Source organism: Paraburkholderia kururiensis JCM 10599 = LMG 19447, from assembly GCF_003986935.1.
GTDB lineage: Bacteria > Pseudomonadota > Gammaproteobacteria > Burkholderiales > Burkholderiaceae > Paraburkholderia > Paraburkholderia kururiensis.
Window position 1 is genome coordinate 1 of sequence record NZ_RJZE01000027.1, and the last position, 16963, is coordinate 16963.

At 58.0% G+C, this 16963-nt stretch carries 12 protein-coding genes; 3 read left to right on the forward strand and 9 right to left on the reverse strand.

Annotated features, from left to right (window positions below; all coding sequences use genetic code 11):
* Positions 1-120: 120 nt before the first annotated feature.
* Together PKKP23_RS27170 and PKKP23_RS27175 are read right to left on the reverse strand one after the other, a co-directional pair.
* On the reverse strand, positions 121-360 hold the full coding sequence (locus PKKP23_RS27170; RefSeq protein WP_126879189.1) for a hypothetical protein: 240 nt from the start codon (positions 358-360) through the stop codon (positions 121-123).
* A gap of 600 nt (positions 361-960) precedes the next feature.
* Positions 961-2691: a S8 family serine peptidase gene (locus PKKP23_RS27175; RefSeq protein WP_126879190.1), complete on the reverse strand. Its 1731-nt coding sequence runs from the start codon at positions 2689-2691 to the stop codon at positions 961-963.
* 75 nt (positions 2692-2766) lie between these two features.
* Here PKKP23_RS27175 and PKKP23_RS27180 point away from each other — a divergent pair, with 75 nt between their 5' ends.
* Positions 2767-3666, forward strand: coding sequence for a hypothetical protein (locus tag PKKP23_RS27180; RefSeq protein ID WP_126879191.1), 900 nt, complete (start codon positions 2767-2769; stop codon positions 3664-3666).
* Between the two features lie 452 nt (positions 3667-4118).
* Here the strand turns inward: PKKP23_RS27180 and PKKP23_RS27185 are convergent, their stop codons facing one another.
* From PKKP23_RS27185 to PKKP23_RS27200, 4 genes are all read right to left on the reverse strand, one after another.
* Complete coding sequence (locus PKKP23_RS27185; RefSeq protein WP_126879192.1) at positions 4119-5408, reverse strand: site-specific integrase; 1290 nt, start codon at positions 5406-5408, stop codon at positions 4119-4121.
* A gap of 37 nt (positions 5409-5445) precedes the next feature.
* Positions 5446-5922 (reverse strand): hypothetical protein, encoded by a 477-nt coding sequence (locus PKKP23_RS27190; protein WP_126879193.1) that lies wholly within the window; start codon positions 5920-5922, stop codon positions 5446-5448.
* A 152-nt stretch (positions 5923-6074) separates the two neighbouring features.
* Positions 6075-8381: a site-specific integrase gene (locus PKKP23_RS27195; protein ID WP_126879194.1), complete on the reverse strand. Its 2307-nt coding sequence runs from the start codon at positions 8379-8381 to the stop codon at positions 6075-6077.
* Positions 8378-9715, reverse strand: coding sequence for a hypothetical protein (locus PKKP23_RS27200; protein WP_126879195.1), 1338 nt, complete (start codon positions 9713-9715; stop codon positions 8378-8380). The genes PKKP23_RS27195 and PKKP23_RS27200 overlap by 4 nt, the downstream gene beginning before the upstream one ends.
* A gap of 664 nt (positions 9716-10379) precedes the next feature.
* On the opposite strand from PKKP23_RS27200, the gene PKKP23_RS27205 reads away from it, so the two are divergent.
* A complete protein-coding gene (locus PKKP23_RS27205; protein ID WP_240659158.1) occupies positions 10380-11732 on the forward strand; it encodes a YifB family Mg chelatase-like AAA ATPase in 1353 nt (450 codons plus the stop codon).
* A gap of 341 nt (positions 11733-12073) precedes the next feature.
* On the opposite strand, the gene PKKP23_RS27210 is transcribed toward PKKP23_RS27205, so the two are convergent.
* Positions 12074-12751, reverse strand: coding sequence for a hypothetical protein (locus PKKP23_RS27210; RefSeq protein ID WP_420873255.1), 678 nt, complete (start codon positions 12749-12751; stop codon positions 12074-12076).
* A 138-nt stretch (positions 12752-12889) separates the two neighbouring features.
* Between PKKP23_RS27210 and PKKP23_RS27215 the strand changes: the two genes are divergently transcribed.
* Positions 12890-13414 (forward strand): TlpA disulfide reductase family protein, encoded by a 525-nt coding sequence (locus tag PKKP23_RS27215; RefSeq protein ID WP_126879197.1) that lies wholly within the window; start codon positions 12890-12892, stop codon positions 13412-13414.
* A gap of 118 nt (positions 13415-13532) precedes the next feature.
* Here the strand turns inward: PKKP23_RS27215 and PKKP23_RS27220 are convergent, their stop codons facing one another.
* Together PKKP23_RS27220 and PKKP23_RS27225 are read right to left on the reverse strand one after the other, a co-directional pair.
* Positions 13533-14888, reverse strand: a complete 1356-nt coding sequence (locus PKKP23_RS27220; RefSeq protein ID WP_026120998.1) for a sigma-54-dependent transcriptional regulator — start codon at positions 14886-14888, stop codon at positions 13533-13535.
* Between the two features lie 20 nt (positions 14889-14908).
* On the reverse strand, positions 14909-16960 hold the full coding sequence (locus PKKP23_RS27225) for a sensor histidine kinase (protein ID WP_126879198.1): 2052 nt from the start codon (positions 16958-16960) through the stop codon (positions 14909-14911).
* Positions 16961-16963: the final 3 nt, after the last annotated feature.

Consider the following 16963-nt stretch of genomic DNA (forward strand, 5'->3'; position numbering starts at 1 on the left):
GCTCAATATAGCCACGTCGATCACTCCGTTCCCCTGCCCGTTGCCGAGCAGGTCAGTGTTCTACGTGGGTCAATATTCGATGCAAATTACTGCCCTGGCCGGGTCAAGTTTCCGTGCAAATCAACAGACGAGGTCAGCTACCTCTTCGGCCCGCGCTCCAGGGCTCATGGTCTCGGTCGGTGAAATCCCCTCCACGGCGATCGCAAATAAATCGTCATTTGGGAAGACCAATTGCAACGCTCGCCTAGCGGCCCATCGCTCATGGAACGTGTGGCCGGCGCGCGATGCGCGAACGTTATCAATGTCTGCGTCAAAATCCGGCATTTTTTTACTTGTGCTCTCTATTTCGGCCGCGCTCATTTCTGGGATCCGCCAATTATATATAAGCACGAGTGCGCCCTAGCGCCATCGCGCCACCACCCAAGAGACACGGTGGCGTTACGAGTCTAGGCGAGGGAACGTGCCCGCTTCAATCCGGAGATGCGCTCCATCTCCCGGTGGGGGCGCCGTATCTTCCTCTGCCTGATCGATTTTGCCGTGAGTTTAGATACGAAAACTTTTTGCTTTCGGTCCGCTTCAGGGCTGGAAGGCTCACCCCCCGCTAACGAGGGCCGACTTTTGCCAGCAGCTGTTTGCAGATGCTGGACATCGGCAGATTGGCGACCGTCCGCGATGGCAGAGGAGCGGCGTCCGTGATTTACGATTGGACGGTCGGTTACGAGGCTGAGCCGACGCCCAACCGTCCGATCATCGCCGACGGTTATGCGATGCGTGTTGGCTCAATTCGGGCCCGCTTCTGCCGGTCGACCCACCTTCCCCTGGATGGGAGTTTCCGGCTTACAACGGCCGTTCGCGTGCCTGACCCGCAGAATCCCCGAGGAGTGTTCTTCAAAATTCGCTTACGTTTAGTACGCTCAGATTGCGCGTGTCGGTGGAGACGCGGTGAGTATGTCGTGCGTGTCATTGCATGTTTTGGATCTGATATGAGACCGCGGGCTCCACGTTTTGTACACCCTTGACATTCTTGAGCGCTGCCTCAGCTGCCTTCGAACCGAGGAGTCCATCCACGTCGACAGCGAACAGATTCTTGTCGATCTTATCGACCTTACCGATCGGGGAGGCGGTCGGCGATAGCAGGTCAACTTTCTTGGCGAGCGTGCGCATCACAGACGGATCTGCACGCACTAAAAACTGCGTCCAAGTGGGTGTCGCTGAATGATCGCCACCCGCGTCGACGCCCTTCAGAATGGGCGCGATGCTGGCGATTTTTTGGCTTGTCACCGGTGTAGCGAGCGCATCGCTGATCGTTAAACCGCCGCCACCCACGCTGGCGATCTTTATATTGTTCGCCGATTGCGCCGCCGTGGGCGCCAGCAAGCTCGCGGTCGATAGCTCGCCTTCCGAGGCGATGCGGTTCTTCAAGGCGTTCTTGTGAGTGGCCGTCGAGACGACGAGGCTGCTGACCTGATCCGGTTTCATATCCGGCCGCGTGGAGAGCAGGAGTGCGACCGCGCCGCTGACGAAAGGCGTGGCGATCGACGTGCCCACCTGCGCCTGATAACCACTCGATACTTTGCCATCGTTACCGACCAGCGGCGTCGCGCTCAATACGCCTTCACCGGGCGCGGCAATCATCACGGACTTCTTGCCCCAATTGGAAAAGCTCGCCAGCACGTCGGTCGTATCTAGCGCCGATACGCCGATGACGTTTGGTAAGCGATAGCTGGCAGGGTAGAACGGCGTCGCGTCGATATCGTAGCCTGCGGGCAGCTTGTCGAGCGACACACGCAAACCATTGCCCGCTGCGGCGCACACCACGATATTCATCGCATCGGCCTGATCGAGCTTCAGCTTGACTTCGTTCGAACCACCTGCATCGCCAAAACTTGCGTTAATAACACGCGCCCCGTGCTTGATCGCATAGTCGATTGCCTTGATCAGGTCCGGACTCGAAATGCGCTGATCGTTGGCAACCGACGACGTCGCGCGAATCGGAAGGATCTTGATGTTGGCGACTGGCGCATGATCGACTGTCCCGCCGCGGATCATCATCGCGACAATGCCCGACGTGGTAGTGCCGTGTGTCTCGATACTACCGTCGGTCAGTTTGACGGCCGCAGCCGAATTCTTGTTGGTAGTCACGTCGACACCGGGCAGCAGCAACCCTGCGAACACTTCATGACTTTCCATCAAGCCAGTATCGATGACGGCAACGACAATCGGATTGCCCGACGCGTGAAAGTTGAGCTCCTGTGACGCTGCCATATTGACGCGCGTCATCGTCTTCTGAATCTGCGCCTTGGTCACCGTAACGTCAGATACCGATTGCGTAAGCCGGTATTCGACGACCGGCTCGACCGCCGCGCCTACGCTCGCGAGGGCAAAAGTGTCCCGCTTCGTCACGGATATCAATTCCCGACCTTTCGGAAACGGCTTTTCGGGGCTGACGCGAATGCGCATCAAATCATCGGTGCCGAGATCCTCGACCAGCTTGACCGGCCGGCCCAATGTTTTCTCAGCACTTAAGAGGGTTTGATCGACAGAGGCGCCGGGATTACGCCTGATCAGGTAATCGCCGGGAACGATTATGGATCTTCCAATCGCGGTTTGCGAATAACCATAAGAAGAAAAAATAACCAGCCACGCAAAAATCAAACCAGCACCAAGAATGCGAGGCAGAAATTTTTTCATTTGCGCGACCCCTTTCGGTTATTTTTACACTAGCATTGTTTCAGCCGGACTTCAAGTTATGACGTGGTTTTAAGTATGAAATTCATACAAACAAAGGGGATTAATATGCATATCAGATCGCTCATCATTCTGGCGTTTTCATTCATATTTACAGCATGCACCGTCGTGCCACAGGCGCAATACAAGCAGATCACCAAACCGGAGGATATGGCCGGAATGAGTGATTCCTTCTATTTGCAGGCATCGTCAATTTCCGTGACGGCAAGCAGTGAGACTCAGAAAGCGGTGGGGCCTCAGGCTAATGAACCGGCAGATAAAGTGTCGATCGTTTCCAAACCCATCGAATACAAAGGGTTCAGAATGGGAATTCAGCCTGTCGATACGTGGAGAAGCACGACCACGATCAACATCACTAAAATGGACAATCTGGATTTATTCTCCAGCGCCGACATTCAAATCACAGACAATACAGTGAAAGTGATCACTGAGGCGGGCGGGGCGCTGGTTGCAATAAGCAAGCTAGCTGCGGGCTTAGCAAACGCCAGTCAGTGCACAACGCCGATCTCGTATGACCTAGATTACAGCGGCGCACCCAATCCTATGAGCGAGGTGTTAAGTGATCCAAATAATTGCGTCAAAGTCACCCTAGGCCCAGTGCCACCTGACGCCATTCCCGCCCCCAAACTTCCCAAGGACACCACACGCAATTTTTATTATTCAGCATGCCGGGATGCTACCGTCGAGGTGAATTTCGGAAAGAAAATCGGCACGGCAAAAGCCATTGTCAAAGTTTCGGATCCACGATATCTGCAGTTCGTCCGCATGCCATTAAAAGGCTCAATTAGCGCCCATGGATCATGCGGCATATCCGTGAAATCGGAAAATGCGGTTACAGACAGCGATGCGGCAATCGTCAATGCCCTCGCCACCGAGACCAAAGCGCTACTCGATGCGGTCACGCCAACCAAAAAATAGAGAGAAACGGCCGGCCAACGTAGCCTGGGCCGGTTTGCTCGCCTGTGCCATGTGCGCTGCAGTGGGTGCTGGACTTAGCGCATTTGCCACGCATTCGATCGTTGGAGCTGCTGTCGTGGCGGTGTTGGCGGGATTCGTATTGGGCAAGGTACGGTCCGCGTCACGCGCCCGCTCGCATTACAGGAACGTACTACTGCAGGCGCTTCAGGTCCGATCGAATGCACACATTCATGGCTTTCCTCTGCCAGTGGACATATTTTTCATGGCAATTGTGTAGCACAAGTGCATTACGCAGTCGCCCGATAAACCACAACAACAATTCCCATCTACAGTACTGGTTATTCAAGCTTGATTGGGCCGATAATCTGAACCGGATCGTGCGCCGACTGTGATAGTGAAGCGGAACCTCGACGCGCTATTGACGCTCGGAGGAAATACAAATTTCTCTTGGCCTAGCTGAGAAGGTTCTTTTTCAACTCGTCGATTTCACGCCGAAGATCTCGATTTTCCCTTTCCAACTCGAGCGCGCGGTCTGCTGCAGACTTTTTACTGCCTCTATACCGGCCAACCCGCCGGCTCACATAAGGTTCCAGCGAGACATAACTCTCCTGGCCCATCAACAATGAAACGGAAGACGCGATGGATTGAACACTTGTGTCTAGACCGAGCTCGACGCGAGCAATTACTTCGCTGTCTATGCGATCATTGGCAAACTTGTGTCGTAGGCAATGATAGGCCGCCCTGACGGCGGGGTTAACTACCCTAAATGCGTCTCCAAATACTTGCGAAGCCGATTGGTCTTGGAGAGGCCTCCCCGTACGCGCAGACAAAAATATGCGGTCCTGAGTAACATTCGCCTCAGCTCGCCGTTCAGAAAGCATCTGACTCCGTTCATTTTCAATGTAGGTGCGTACGCGCATTGCTAGGCGAATGGGAACACGGTACGACTTTTCGTAACCAAATTTTTGGACATCGGGAACGATTTCTAAAAAATCGTCGGCCAACTCAATTATTTCCGTCGCAAATTGTGCACATCGCAACGAGTTCACCGATCCGCGGCGCATGCCCGTTTCCTCGCCTATGTCCATCATCAAAATGTTGCGCCGAGCAATCAATGGTGATGACGATGTCGCCGAAAAATAGGCCCCCAAATTGTCCACGTCGGCGTCAGTTGCACAGTACGCCGATCTATGCCTAGATCCCTCACCAACTCTAGGGATGGTCTTCGGAAAATCTGCGCGTGCGGACGATCGGTGTCGCTCGGGTCGTTGCTGGGCTCGGTCAACAATTGAGAAATTTGACGTCACTCGAGCACCCGTAGCCGCGATCAATCCAGTTTGTGATTTATCGACATCTTGCAACCAACTCAAGAAGCGATAGATACGTCGCAACTTCGCGTTGACGGTGCGCTTGTGTGCGGCCATGCTCCTGGAGCAATTCGCGCTCGCGCCGACCCTCATCTCTTCGTCATCCCGAAATTCCTCAAGCAGCATATCAGTTAGTTCGTCAAGAACTTTACCCCTTGACCAGATATATTCAAGCAGACGCTTCACATACAGCAACTCGTTCTTCACGGTGCTCATGCCGAGCTGTTCGTCGTCCAGCAGATACATGCAGTAATCAATCAACGGAAATACAAGTTCGTTGGTGTCTCCCCTGTAGGCAACGACTGCGCCTCCCTTTATGGTGGCTACCCACGAGAGATAGATGCGTACCGCTACCTGCGAATCGCCGCGGCTCATTTCAACTCCTTCGTCCGGCCGGCATTGCATTGGCTCATCATTCCTGTGTTTTCCGCTCGAGTTCGACCCGAGCAAGCCGAAGCTCAAGTCTTTTGACTGCACGCCGTGCCTCTTGCTTGATGCTGTCCCGCTGTGTTTTCAGGCCATCATTCTCCCGTGCCAATTGCTTATTCTCGCGTTTGAGATGAATGAGCGCCTCTTCAAGCTGAGCTCGCATCAATACTTCGCGTGCCAGGCGCTCCTTCAGCACCGCATGTGTGTCGGGCTGCGCACGCCTGGGTGTCGATTCCTGTTGGTTACGAAGATTTTTGATTACCGCGACGACGCGTTCAAGTATGTCTGATCGCTTACGCAACGTCACGTTTGCATTGACCTTGAACGCTTCGAACGGGCGCAGGGCAGACCTGCTATTTTGGCTGCCGTCCCATCCGTTAAATTGGCGAACAGTGCGCGGGAAGTACTCTGCTCCCTGTCGCCTCTCACCATCAAGGACTGGGCCGACCTCGGCTTGCATAACTGGAATTCCGTTGACAGCCCATGATTCTAAGACGGCCAACTTATTATATAAGTTTTGCGTCGCCGCGAATTCGTTTGAATATGCTACCCGCGGCTTCGCTTTCCAGCACTTCCTCTGATCCTGCCCACGTTGCCGGCGCTTTATGTCCATTACGTCTCCTCGAGCATTCCCATGCGGTACATGTGGAACGAAATCACTTCTTTTACATCACGAATAGTTTTCTCTAGTACAAGTCGTTCGACACCAACAGCGCTTTCCAACATCGTCGTTTGAGATGCGACGTCCATCTTGAGCGCGTCCAGATATCCTTTGTTGAACGAGTGGTATACGCACCTTGAACACATTACAGCGTTGGCCAGTTCTCTTCTGAATCGGCGATCACGTGTTTTTCCACATGCCGCTAGATGTCCGCTCGGACTTCGTCCGGCATTGCACTGACCGTGAGGCATTGGTTGAGGTTTGTGACCACGCGTTCTTAGAATTTGCACAATCTTTTTCGACACTTCTCGCAGATTCTTGTCATCGTAGTGCGCATGCCTTAATAGCATCTGGTGAATGTGTCGTATATAGCGCGAGTATCCGCCGCTGACCGGTTCCCCTCCGAGAATCTCCAAAACAGTGTCGTACAAGAGTTCATCACTGACCTGGTCCAACTCCGTCTGAACGGCCTGGTTTTGAGACCACATACCTCCTTGGATTGTCAATGCGATAGCGTCTTTGATGCGCGCTCCCTCCTGTCGACTCGGTTCATCGCTTACATAGAGCAGTGTAGAAAGCAGGGTTCGGTGCCCCATCTGCTGAGACAGCGCCTGGAGAGTCGCATTTGAATATTGGTAATAATAGACCAACGCATAGAATCGCCGAAACATATGTGGATGCGGCACCAACGGTGCACCGGCCCCAAGGGCTAACTGAGTGAACCATCTACCTACGCCGCGTGTTACGTCAAACTCATACCAACAGAGATCGGCTCCTATTCCTGTGATGCGACTCATCCGACGATAGGAGAACAACGAGCGCTCTCGATGGGGGACATCGTCAGCATACCGACGACCCAGCGCCTGATCGACTCGAAGATAGGTCTCCTGCAGAGCCTCTAGCAACGAACAAGCGTCTACGGTAATCTGATTTACGTAAAATAGCTCGTAATCGAGAAGTGTTTTTTCCACATAAAATTCACCTTGATATAATCCCAGTTCGGCATCTAGTGTAGTAATGAAGCCTTGGTGGATTCCGTACTTTCGATGGATTACTTCGTCCCGTCGACGAGCGTTCATCGTTGCTACTACGATAAAGACAGCCGTTTGTAACAACAGGATCGCACTTCGAACTGTCATAGTTCGGGATTCCGTACGCTTGCTGTCTAACGCTATCACTGGCGCGGGCAAAAGCACATCCAACTCTGCCCGGAGTTCTGAGGTTCTCAGAAACTCATCAAGATTGTGGCCGAGCACCTCCCTGGATTCATTTGAGGACTGTGCCACACAGTCCCCCAGTAGCCGCACCAGATCCACGAGCTTCGGGCCTATCTGATAAATCCACCGAGTGCATTCGGCAAGGAGTTTTCCTGCTTCCGCGATACCAAGATTCCTCGTCCTCGATGGTGCTCGCCCATAGCGCTTGGCCGTAGTTTGAATGTTGGCGAAAGGGTAAACATCGGCGCCCAATCCTAATGGTAGGTCAAAGAGAAAGTTGAGCGCCTTCATGACCTCGCGCAGTGTACTTTGCGAGTACCGAGCGCTGTGCGACATTTCATCTTCTGTATTTGCTACTGCCTGAAATGCTGCCCACTTAGATTCAGCCGTGGCTTCTCTTGGAAGTGCATTGAGCAGCATCGCGTACAAGACAGCCTCTTGCCCGTTTACGTTTGTACCTAGTGCGGGTCCAAACCGTCCAGTCACTATGCTCTTGCCGTTCGCACTGACAAGCTCTCCGGGGTCACCACCTGCCTGCAGCCAATCCGAGAGTCTCTCGTGGATACGCAGAGCCTCCTGCCAACCTCCGCGACCGATGGCGCGGATCAATTCGCGCCAGCTAGCATCACGAAATTCTGATAAAACAAAGATGTCTTGTATCCATAAATACTCAAGAAACTTCGCGAGAATCGCAGCGAGAATCCTACATCTGCCAACAAAGTTTTTTTCCGAGATAGCACGACGAGCGAAAGCGTCCAGAGCTAACACAAGCATAGCCGCAAACGGCGGATAGGCGCTGAGCGGCCTAGCGCTCGGATACACACCGTTTGGTGGCAGCCAGAACGCACGCAGCGCTATCTCACTGACTGGATCTTCGTCATATCGCGTGTCAGCTCTACGGACTTTGATCACCCAACCATCTTCGAGTGAAAGTCGCGAGCCCAGTTGTGACTGTACGGCTGACAACAATCTGGAGGATTCATCTGGTAGAAGTGCTGTCGCCGCGACAACACCGGCCAATTCGAATTTTGGTGTTTTCATTTTACCGTCCTCTCGATGTGATTCAGTACGTGCCCATACGGCCCCTCCTTTACGAAAGCATACAGCGCCAAGTTGAACAGCATTGCAGGAGCATGGAACGTGTTAAACGCATCTGGATTTTCCCGCGCGAGGCGTTGCCACGATCCTTGGTAGTACCGGCGCTTACGTACGAGTTCCTCAAGCCGGAACTCGTCGAGCTCGATTCGCTGGTTCTCGCATCCCTGGCCAATGTGGCAACGGCGACCATCACATATTGCCCCGTAAAGATATTCGGGATCAGGGGGCGCTGCCGGGTCGGTACATGACGTTCCATCGCCAACGGGCGTCATAATATTCAGGTCAACAAGCACCGAGTCATGCCGGAGCTCATATCCGTGCGTTTTCGAAATTTTGAACTTCACGGTATTCTCAAGTCGCCGCTGAAACTCTAGATTGTTAGCCGCATTAAGTCGACGTGCAAATTCTTGATCGAGATACACCCCAGTCGTCGCAATTGTTTTGTGGCCCGCGATTCGGCGGCTTTCCTCCGGATTTTTGACAGAGATCGCCTCTGCAAGAATCACCTGCGCACGAATTTGCTCAAATGAAAAGCGTGGAAAACCATGCTGATCACAAAAATCATAAAGCGCTCGCTGAAATCCGATATATTGTTTTTTATATTCAAAAAATTCGGCACTAGAGTAACAAAACCATAACCCCGTCTCAGATGGGCCGACTCGACCCAATTTCATCAACCCAGCAAGATTCCAAAGAAGGAGATCCAGCACCTCAATACCAAAACGATGAGTTTTGTCTATAAAAATAGAAGGCGTATCGTCATCTGTTTTAGACTTAAATCCCTGTATTTCATACGCTTCACGTGATCGATGGATCCTATCGCTGGTCATCGCGACCAACGAATGCATATTCCAACCCGTGTAAATCATCAACAAAACAAACGCGGCCATTAGCTCCTCTGGGTGCATCCTCTCCGGGAGAAAGATGGCTTTGTATCCTTGATTTGTTTTAAATTTCCCAGGAGCCCCATATATACTCCGAAGCGCTGGAACTGCTCCGATAAAAGTGTAGGTCCCCGCGGCATCGATATGGGCCAAGCCGTATGATTTAGCTCTCTTTACATAACCACCAATCAGTTCGACTGGGCGGAGGCCACAAAGCGCTTTACGCACCCAGCCTGAAACGTGTTTTCCGTTAAGCACCGCCAAATCAAAAGCGCGATTTACGACCTCGAACTCTGAGATGACGCACTCGGATAGCGAATTTAGATCAGCACGAATTCCCGCCCAAAAAGTCAGATCAGCAATGCACGCATCGATTATCCTCTCGAGGTCCAAGAAAATTCTATCCCGGGCCTTGCGCTCCAAGTCCCTGACCGTACTGTGCGATATAGCGTCAATCGGAACCCTCCCTAAAGGACCGCCCACGAGGCCGATTAGGTCGCTAACGATTGGCCGTGGCCGACTCCGCGAGCTATGGGCGCGGAACACGACTGTCTCACGCGAAACGGGGCCGTCAAATTCGTTCTCTTTCCCGTACTCGAGAACCCTTTGGCGAAACGCTGCGCTGGCCCTCTCGCGGTGCTTCTTCGACCCGTGGAATGATGAGGGTTCGGCGCGCTGGACCAATTCAAACAACCTACTTATGTCGTGTCGCGTAACGCAGGCCGCATTGGCAAGAAGTATCGGTCGTGCCAGTTCAATAGACAGAGCATGATTGAGCCCCCTTTTGAACAGCATCATCTCCACATGTCCGTATGCACGAACGTGGGACCGCGCCGCAAGTCTTGCGATGAGGTTCAGAACCCAACTGCCGCACAACGGTTCGCGCTGTAAGTCGTCGAAGTTTACGGCGGAGTTGTATTGGCGCGAATAACGCCTGTAGACGGTTGAAATGCTCAAACTTTTGCCGGTTGGCACTGTGCTCGAGGTAGGCATACGAGCTCCCGCAACACATTGATGTGGCTAGAGGATCTTGCTTTACTCAAATCGTCATACTACATTGACCTCGACCGTCAACCTGGCTCCCGCCGACCTGCCCAAGGAATCGGGGCGCTTCGACTTGCCCGTCGCGCTCGGCATTCTGGCGGCGAGCGGCCAGATTCCTGGGGAATCGCTGGCCGGGCGCGAATTCGCCGGGGAACTCTCGCTTACCGGCGCGCTGAGGCCCATGCGCGGCGCGTTCGCGATGGCATGCGGCACCGCGCGCGGCAGCGCCAATGCCGAGGGCCGGACGCCCGAACTCTACCTGCCTGCGGCAAACGCGGCCGAAGCCGCCCTCGTACCGGGCGTCGCAGTATTCGGAGCCGCGGACCTGCCGTCGCTCTGCGCACACCTGGCTGGAGCGGCCGACGCCCACCTTTCCCCCGTCGATACGCCGATGCTGCCCGATACGCCTTGCCGCGCCGTACCCGACATGGCCGACGTGATCGGCCAGCGGGGCGCGCGACGCGCGCTCGAAGTGGCCGCTGCGGGCGGCCACCATATGTTGATGATCGGGCCGCCCGGGGCCGGCAAATCGATGCTGGCCGCACGCTTGCCGGGACTCCTGCCGCCCATGACGGACGAAGAAGCGCTCAGTTCGGCCGCCCTGATGTCGTCGAGCATGGTCGGCTTCTCACCGCAGCAATGGCGACAGCGCCCGTTTCGCGCACCACATCACTCGTCGAGCGCGGCAGCGCTCGTGGGAGGACGCAATCCACCGCAGCCCGGCGAAATTACGCTCGCGCACCTCGGCGTGCTCTTCCTGGATGAACTGCCCGAATTCGATCGTCACGTGCTGGAGACACTGCGCGAGCCGCTCGAAGCCGGCCGCATCACGATCTCGCGCGCCGCGCTGCAGGCAGATTTCCCCGCCGCCTGTCAGCTCGTGGCGGCCATGAATCCTTGCCCCTGCGGCTGGCGCGGCGATCCCGGCGGCCGGTGCCGCTGCACGCCGGACGGCGCCGCGCGCTACATGCGCAAGCTCTCGGGGCCGCTTCTGGACCGCATCGACATCCAGATCGAGATTCCCGCCCTCAGCGCGGCCGAACTTGCTGGCCGCGCCGCCGCGCCAGGCGAGCCGAGCGGCGCGATTGCCGCGCGCGTCGGCGCTGCACGCGAGCGCCAGTTGGCTCGACAGGGGAAGACCAATCGCGAACTGGCGGGGCGGGAGGTAGACGAGGTGTGCGAAACGGACGCGGACGGCGAAGCGCTGTTGCGGGAAGCGGGCGAGCGCTTTGGCTGGTCGGCGCGGGCGTACTACCGCGTGTTGAAGGTCGCGCGCACGATTGGCGATCTGGCCGGTGCCAATCGGCTTGCTGCCGCGCACGTCGCCGAAGCCATCCAGTATCGGCGCACCGCGCTATCCGTATGAAGGCAAAAAGCGCGTGTCAAGACTTGACTTATGCACAAATATGACTAGTGGCCGACGCGGAACAAGATTTCCGGCAATTCATCGAACGGCGCGACGAAACTCATTGATTCTATTGGATTTTCGTCCACGCCCCGATTTGCTTGCAAACTGACAGAAAGCCCACGGGACGGGCCTTTCAGCGAATTTCGGCCAAGTTCTCAACAGAGTTATCCACATCGAGTCCGGAACACGGAAAAATCCTCGTGAAATCCGTGCATTAGCGTACAAAGCTGCCAAGGAACCTTCATTTAACATATTGGTCTCCGGCATCTTCATACGGACTTCGGCGCCCCGTTTAGTGATCAGTACAGCTTGAACGACCCGAAAAACTGATCGATCTGTTCCGGCGCCGGCTCCTTGCTGGCGATCACCGCCGCCTGGTACACGTGCGTTCCCTTGGCCACCAGCCGTACATGAATCATTCGCGGCTCCTGTTTCGGCCCGGCTTTCCCGCTCAAGGTCATTTCGAAGCCCGGCACGGCGCCGCCTGCTGCAAGCGGAATCTGCACCGCCCGGCCGCTCGGCTGCGCGCCCACGTTGCGGGCCATCCCGTCGCGCAGGAAGTCGAGCACCTTCTGCTGTAGCTGCGGGTCGCCGCTCGGCAAAGTGAGTGTGCCGACCGCGAAGACGACGTGATCGGCCTCGGCGGTCTGCATGTGCATCTGCATGGGCGTACCGTCGATGTCTACGCGACGGTCATCGGTACCCGGTCGGGCCGGCAAGTCCACCGTGTAGCCGCTGTCGTTGTTCATCACCGTGCGCCAGTCGTAGGTGGGCGTGCACGCCAGCAGCGCGGTCGCAGCCAGCCCGCCACACGCCAGCCGCAGGAACTGCTCCAGTGTGGCGCGCGCTGCCAGGCGGAAGTTGCGGCCAGTCGACAACGCGCCGTGTTTCGCGCCGGTCGGACACAATTTCGTTTGCGACAGAGGGAAGCGGGATGAAAACAGCCGGAAAGCAAAGAGAAATACGGTACGGAACATGAGACGCATAAAAGGTACGGGAAGCCGGAATGGCATTATCCGTCGCCGCTCGGCATTCTGCCGCAGTCGCCGATTGCCGCTAGAATAAGCAGGTTAATCGCGTTGAGCGCCGGGTCGCGGCGAACCGAGGTTCCATCCATGAATCAATCATCTGTTTCCACTCGTCGCGCCAGCCCGGTGCGGTACATCGCGGCGGCGGTTGTCGCGGGCGCTATTGCCGTTGCAGGCTATTTCGCCTTCAACGGCCAGCAGCACGCACCCGACGCAACCTTTACGCTGCTGTCCGGCCAGAAGGTCTCCACGTCCGAACTGAAGGGCAAGGTCTATCTCGTGAATTTCTGGGCGACGAGCTGCACGACGTGCATGCACGAAATGCCGCAGATGGTCCAGACGTACAACCGCTTCAAGAGCCAGGGACTGGAATTCGTTGCCGTGGCGATGAACTACGACGCGCCGATGTACGTCGCCAACTACGCCGAAACGCGCAAGCTGCCGTTCAAGGTAGCGCTCGACGACGGCTCCGCCGCCAGGCAGTTCGGTAACGTGCAACTCACACCGACCACGTTCGTAATCGACCGCAACGGCAAGATCCTGAAGCGCTATGTCGGTGAACCGCAGTTCGCGGAACTCGACCAGCTGCTGCAACAAGCGCTGAGTACCTGAGACGCCGAGGCGTCTGCATGCGGCGGCTTGCGACAGAACGCTGCCACTCCATAATCAAAGACGAACAAAACGCTTTAACGAAAGCGCCGGCCCCGCAGGCCGGCGCTTTCGTTTTCCGTCACCCGCCGCGCTCGGTTTCCGCACGAGCCGCCAGCCCGTATCGCTTGATCTTCTCGTAGAGCGTCGCCTTGCCAAGCTGCAAGCGGTCCGCCGCAGCCGCTACCGCGCCGCCGCACTGCGCGAGCGCATCGGCAATCACCGCGCGCTCGAACTGCTCTACTCGCTCCTTGAGCGACAGCGCGTCGGCCTCGCCGCCCGACGCGGCGAATGAATCCTCGCTCACGCCCAGCACGTAGCGCTCCGCGGCGTTGCGCACTTCGCGCACGTTGCCCGGCCAGTCGCGCTGCATCAGCGCGAGACGCTGGCGCTCCGTCAGAATGGGCGCGGGCCGCTCGTAGCGCACGGCGGCTTCCAGCAGGAAGTGCTCGAAGAGCGGCACGATATCTTCGCGACGTTCCGCAAGGGGCGGCAGCGAAATCGTCACCACGTTGAGGCGGTACAGCAGGTCGCGGCGGAAGGTGCCGGCGGCCACCAGCTCCAGCATGTCGCCCTTGGCCGCCGCCACCACCCGCAGATTCACGCGAATCGACTGGTTCGAGCCGAGCCGCTCCAGCACGCCGTCCTGCAACACGCGCAAGAGTTTCACTTGAAGCGAAAGTGGCATGCTCTCGATCTCGTCGAGAAACAGCGTGCCGCCCGATGCGTGCTCGAGCTTGCCGATGCGCCGTTTGGCGGCGCCCGTGAAGGCGCCGGGCTCGTAGCCGAACATCTCCGATTCGAACATCGGCTCGGGCAGCGCGCCGCAATTCACGGCGATGAAGGGCTTGTCCTTGCGCGGCGACATCTCGTGCAGGCTGCGCGCGACGAGTTCCTTGCCCGCACCCGTGTCGCCGTTGATGAGCACGGATGCGTCCGTCGGCGCGACGTTGGCAATGAGCCGGCGCACTTGCTCCATGGCCGGACTGCGACCGATGATGCGCGGCGCCACGGCGTTCTGCCCCGCCAGTTCGCGGCGCAGCGCCAGGTTTTCGAGCATCAGGTTGCGCCGCTCCAGCGCGCGGCGCACCGTCTCGGTCAACCGTTCCGAAGGAAACGGCTTTTCGATGAAGTCGTACGCGCCATCGCGCATCGCCTGCACGGCCATTGAAATGTCGCCGTGACCGGTGACGAGAATCACGGGCACGTCGGGCGCGCGCTCGTGGCAATGGGCGAGCAGGTCGAGCCCGCTTGCTCCGGGTAGCCGGATGTCGCTCACGATCGCGCCGGAAAAATCCGCGCTGATCGCGCCCATCGCCTCTTCCGCGGACGCATAGCCGACCACGTCGAAGCCCGCCAGTTGCAGGCTTTGCATGCCGGCGCGGCGCACGAGCTCGTCGTCCTCGATATAGAGCACCTGCAAACCTTCTTTCACCATGATTCGTTCGCTATCCTGATTCATGAGCTCGCCGTGAGCGCGGGCTTCGGCACGGCGGCGCGCGGCAGCGTGAGCACGAAGAGCGCGCCGCCGGGGCCGTCTGTCGCGTTTTGTGCAGTGAGCGAGCCGCCGGAGTCGCGAGCAATCGACGAAGAAATCGCAAGGCCGAGTCCCAGCCCTTGCCCCATCTCCTTGGTCGTGAAGAACGGCTCGAAGAGGCGCGGCAGCACGTCCTCCGGAATGCCCGGGCCGTTGTCGCGCACGGAGAGCGCGACCGTCTCGGGCTGGCTTGCGTCGATGCATACCTCGATGCGCGGGTGCGGCATGCCCGCCACCGCGTCCAGCGCGTTGCCAATCAGATTGATCAGCACCTGCTCGAGACGCAGGTCGTCGCATTGAGCAACAAGCGAAACGCTTTCGTCGACGCCTTCGGCATTGAGGTCGAACGGGCGGCGAACCGGCGCGGCGGTGCCCGCGCCCGCGTCAGCCTCAGCGTCGGCCTCGGGGGCCTCGATCAGCCTCACGTCCAGCTCCACCTGTTCGAGCCGTTTCTGCAAAACGGACAACGCATTGCGCAGCGCCCTCGCCACCGGCGCCCGCGCGCTGCGCGGCCGCGCCCGCCCGACGAACAGCTTCAGCTGATTCGTGATCTTGCCCATGCGTTCGGTGAGCGACGCGATCGCGAACAGATTCTCGCGAGCCGAACCGTAATCACCGCGTTCGAGCAGCAGGCGCGTGTTGTCCGAGAAAGTGCGCAGCGCCGCGAGCGGCTGGTTGAGTTCGTGCGTGATGCCGGCGGCCATCTGGCCAAGCGCGGCGAGCTTGCTGGCCTGCACGAGTTCGTCGTGCGCGGCACGCAATTCCTGCTCGGCGCGCGTGCGCTCCGAGACTTCTTTCTTGAGCTGTTCGTTGGCCTGCGAGAGGTCGACGGTGCGCTCTGCCACGCGTTCGTTGAGCTCCGCATACGCCTTTTGCAGCAGCGCGCGGCTGCGCATCACCTCGCGCACGCGCGCGCGGCGCATGCGCCAGTAGAACGCGAGCAGGCACAGCGACACATAGCCGAAGCCAGTCACGACGGTGGCATTGCGGGCGTCGGCGTCGACGGCATCGACCGGCGACATCGTGACCAGATGCCAGTCCGGCTCGCCCACGGCCCGGCGCGTGGCGAGGTAGCGGACGGCGCCGCGTCCGCCACCTACGCGCACGATGCGCGCATCGCCTTCGAGCACCTGCTGCACGGTGACCGGCAGCGGCGTGATGTCCTGCTGTGCGTACTGGCGGGTCTGATAGATCGAATCGGCCACGGCGCCGGAGAGCGGCCGCACGGTATGGTATTTCCACGTCGGAACCGAGGACAGGAAGATCACGCCGTGGTCGTCGGTGACGAAGAGTGGCTCGGACACATCCGTGCCCGGAAACCATTCGAGATTCAGCTTGACGACCGCGACGCCCACGATACGGCCATCGCGCAGCACCGGCTGCGAAATGTAGTACCCCGGATCATGCGAGATCGTACCGATGCCGAAGAAACGGCCCACGCCGCCTTTGATTGCATCGATGAAATACGGCCGGAAGCGATATTCCACGCCGGCGAAGCTGTCCGGCTGCTGCCAGTTGCTGGCGGCCACGCAGAGACCATCCGCGCGAATGATGTAGGTGGTGGTGGCCCGCGCGTGGCGGTTCACATCTTCGAGGTAGCGGTTCGCGCGCGCGACGAGCGCGGGTCCGGGGTTCGGCGTGACGAGCGCCTCCTGCACGGCGGGATGGCCGGCCACCAGATACGGCAGCGATTCGTAGCGCTCCAGCGTGCTCTTGAGCGCGCTGGTAAGGCGATCGCCGCGCACGGCAGCGTTGCGCCGCAGGTTGTCGATGCCGTGCTGCCACGCAACCGTCCACGTGAGCGCGCACGCTGCGGCGAGCCCGGCGAGAAGCGCGAAGAGGATCAGCAGGCGGCGCGTCACGGCAGCGGATTCCAGAGGGTGATACCCGCCCATTGTGGCATATCCGGACACGCCGCCCGAGGCGTGCTGCGCGGGCGCCGCGGCCATCCGGCACGGCGCCGCGTCATGCATCGC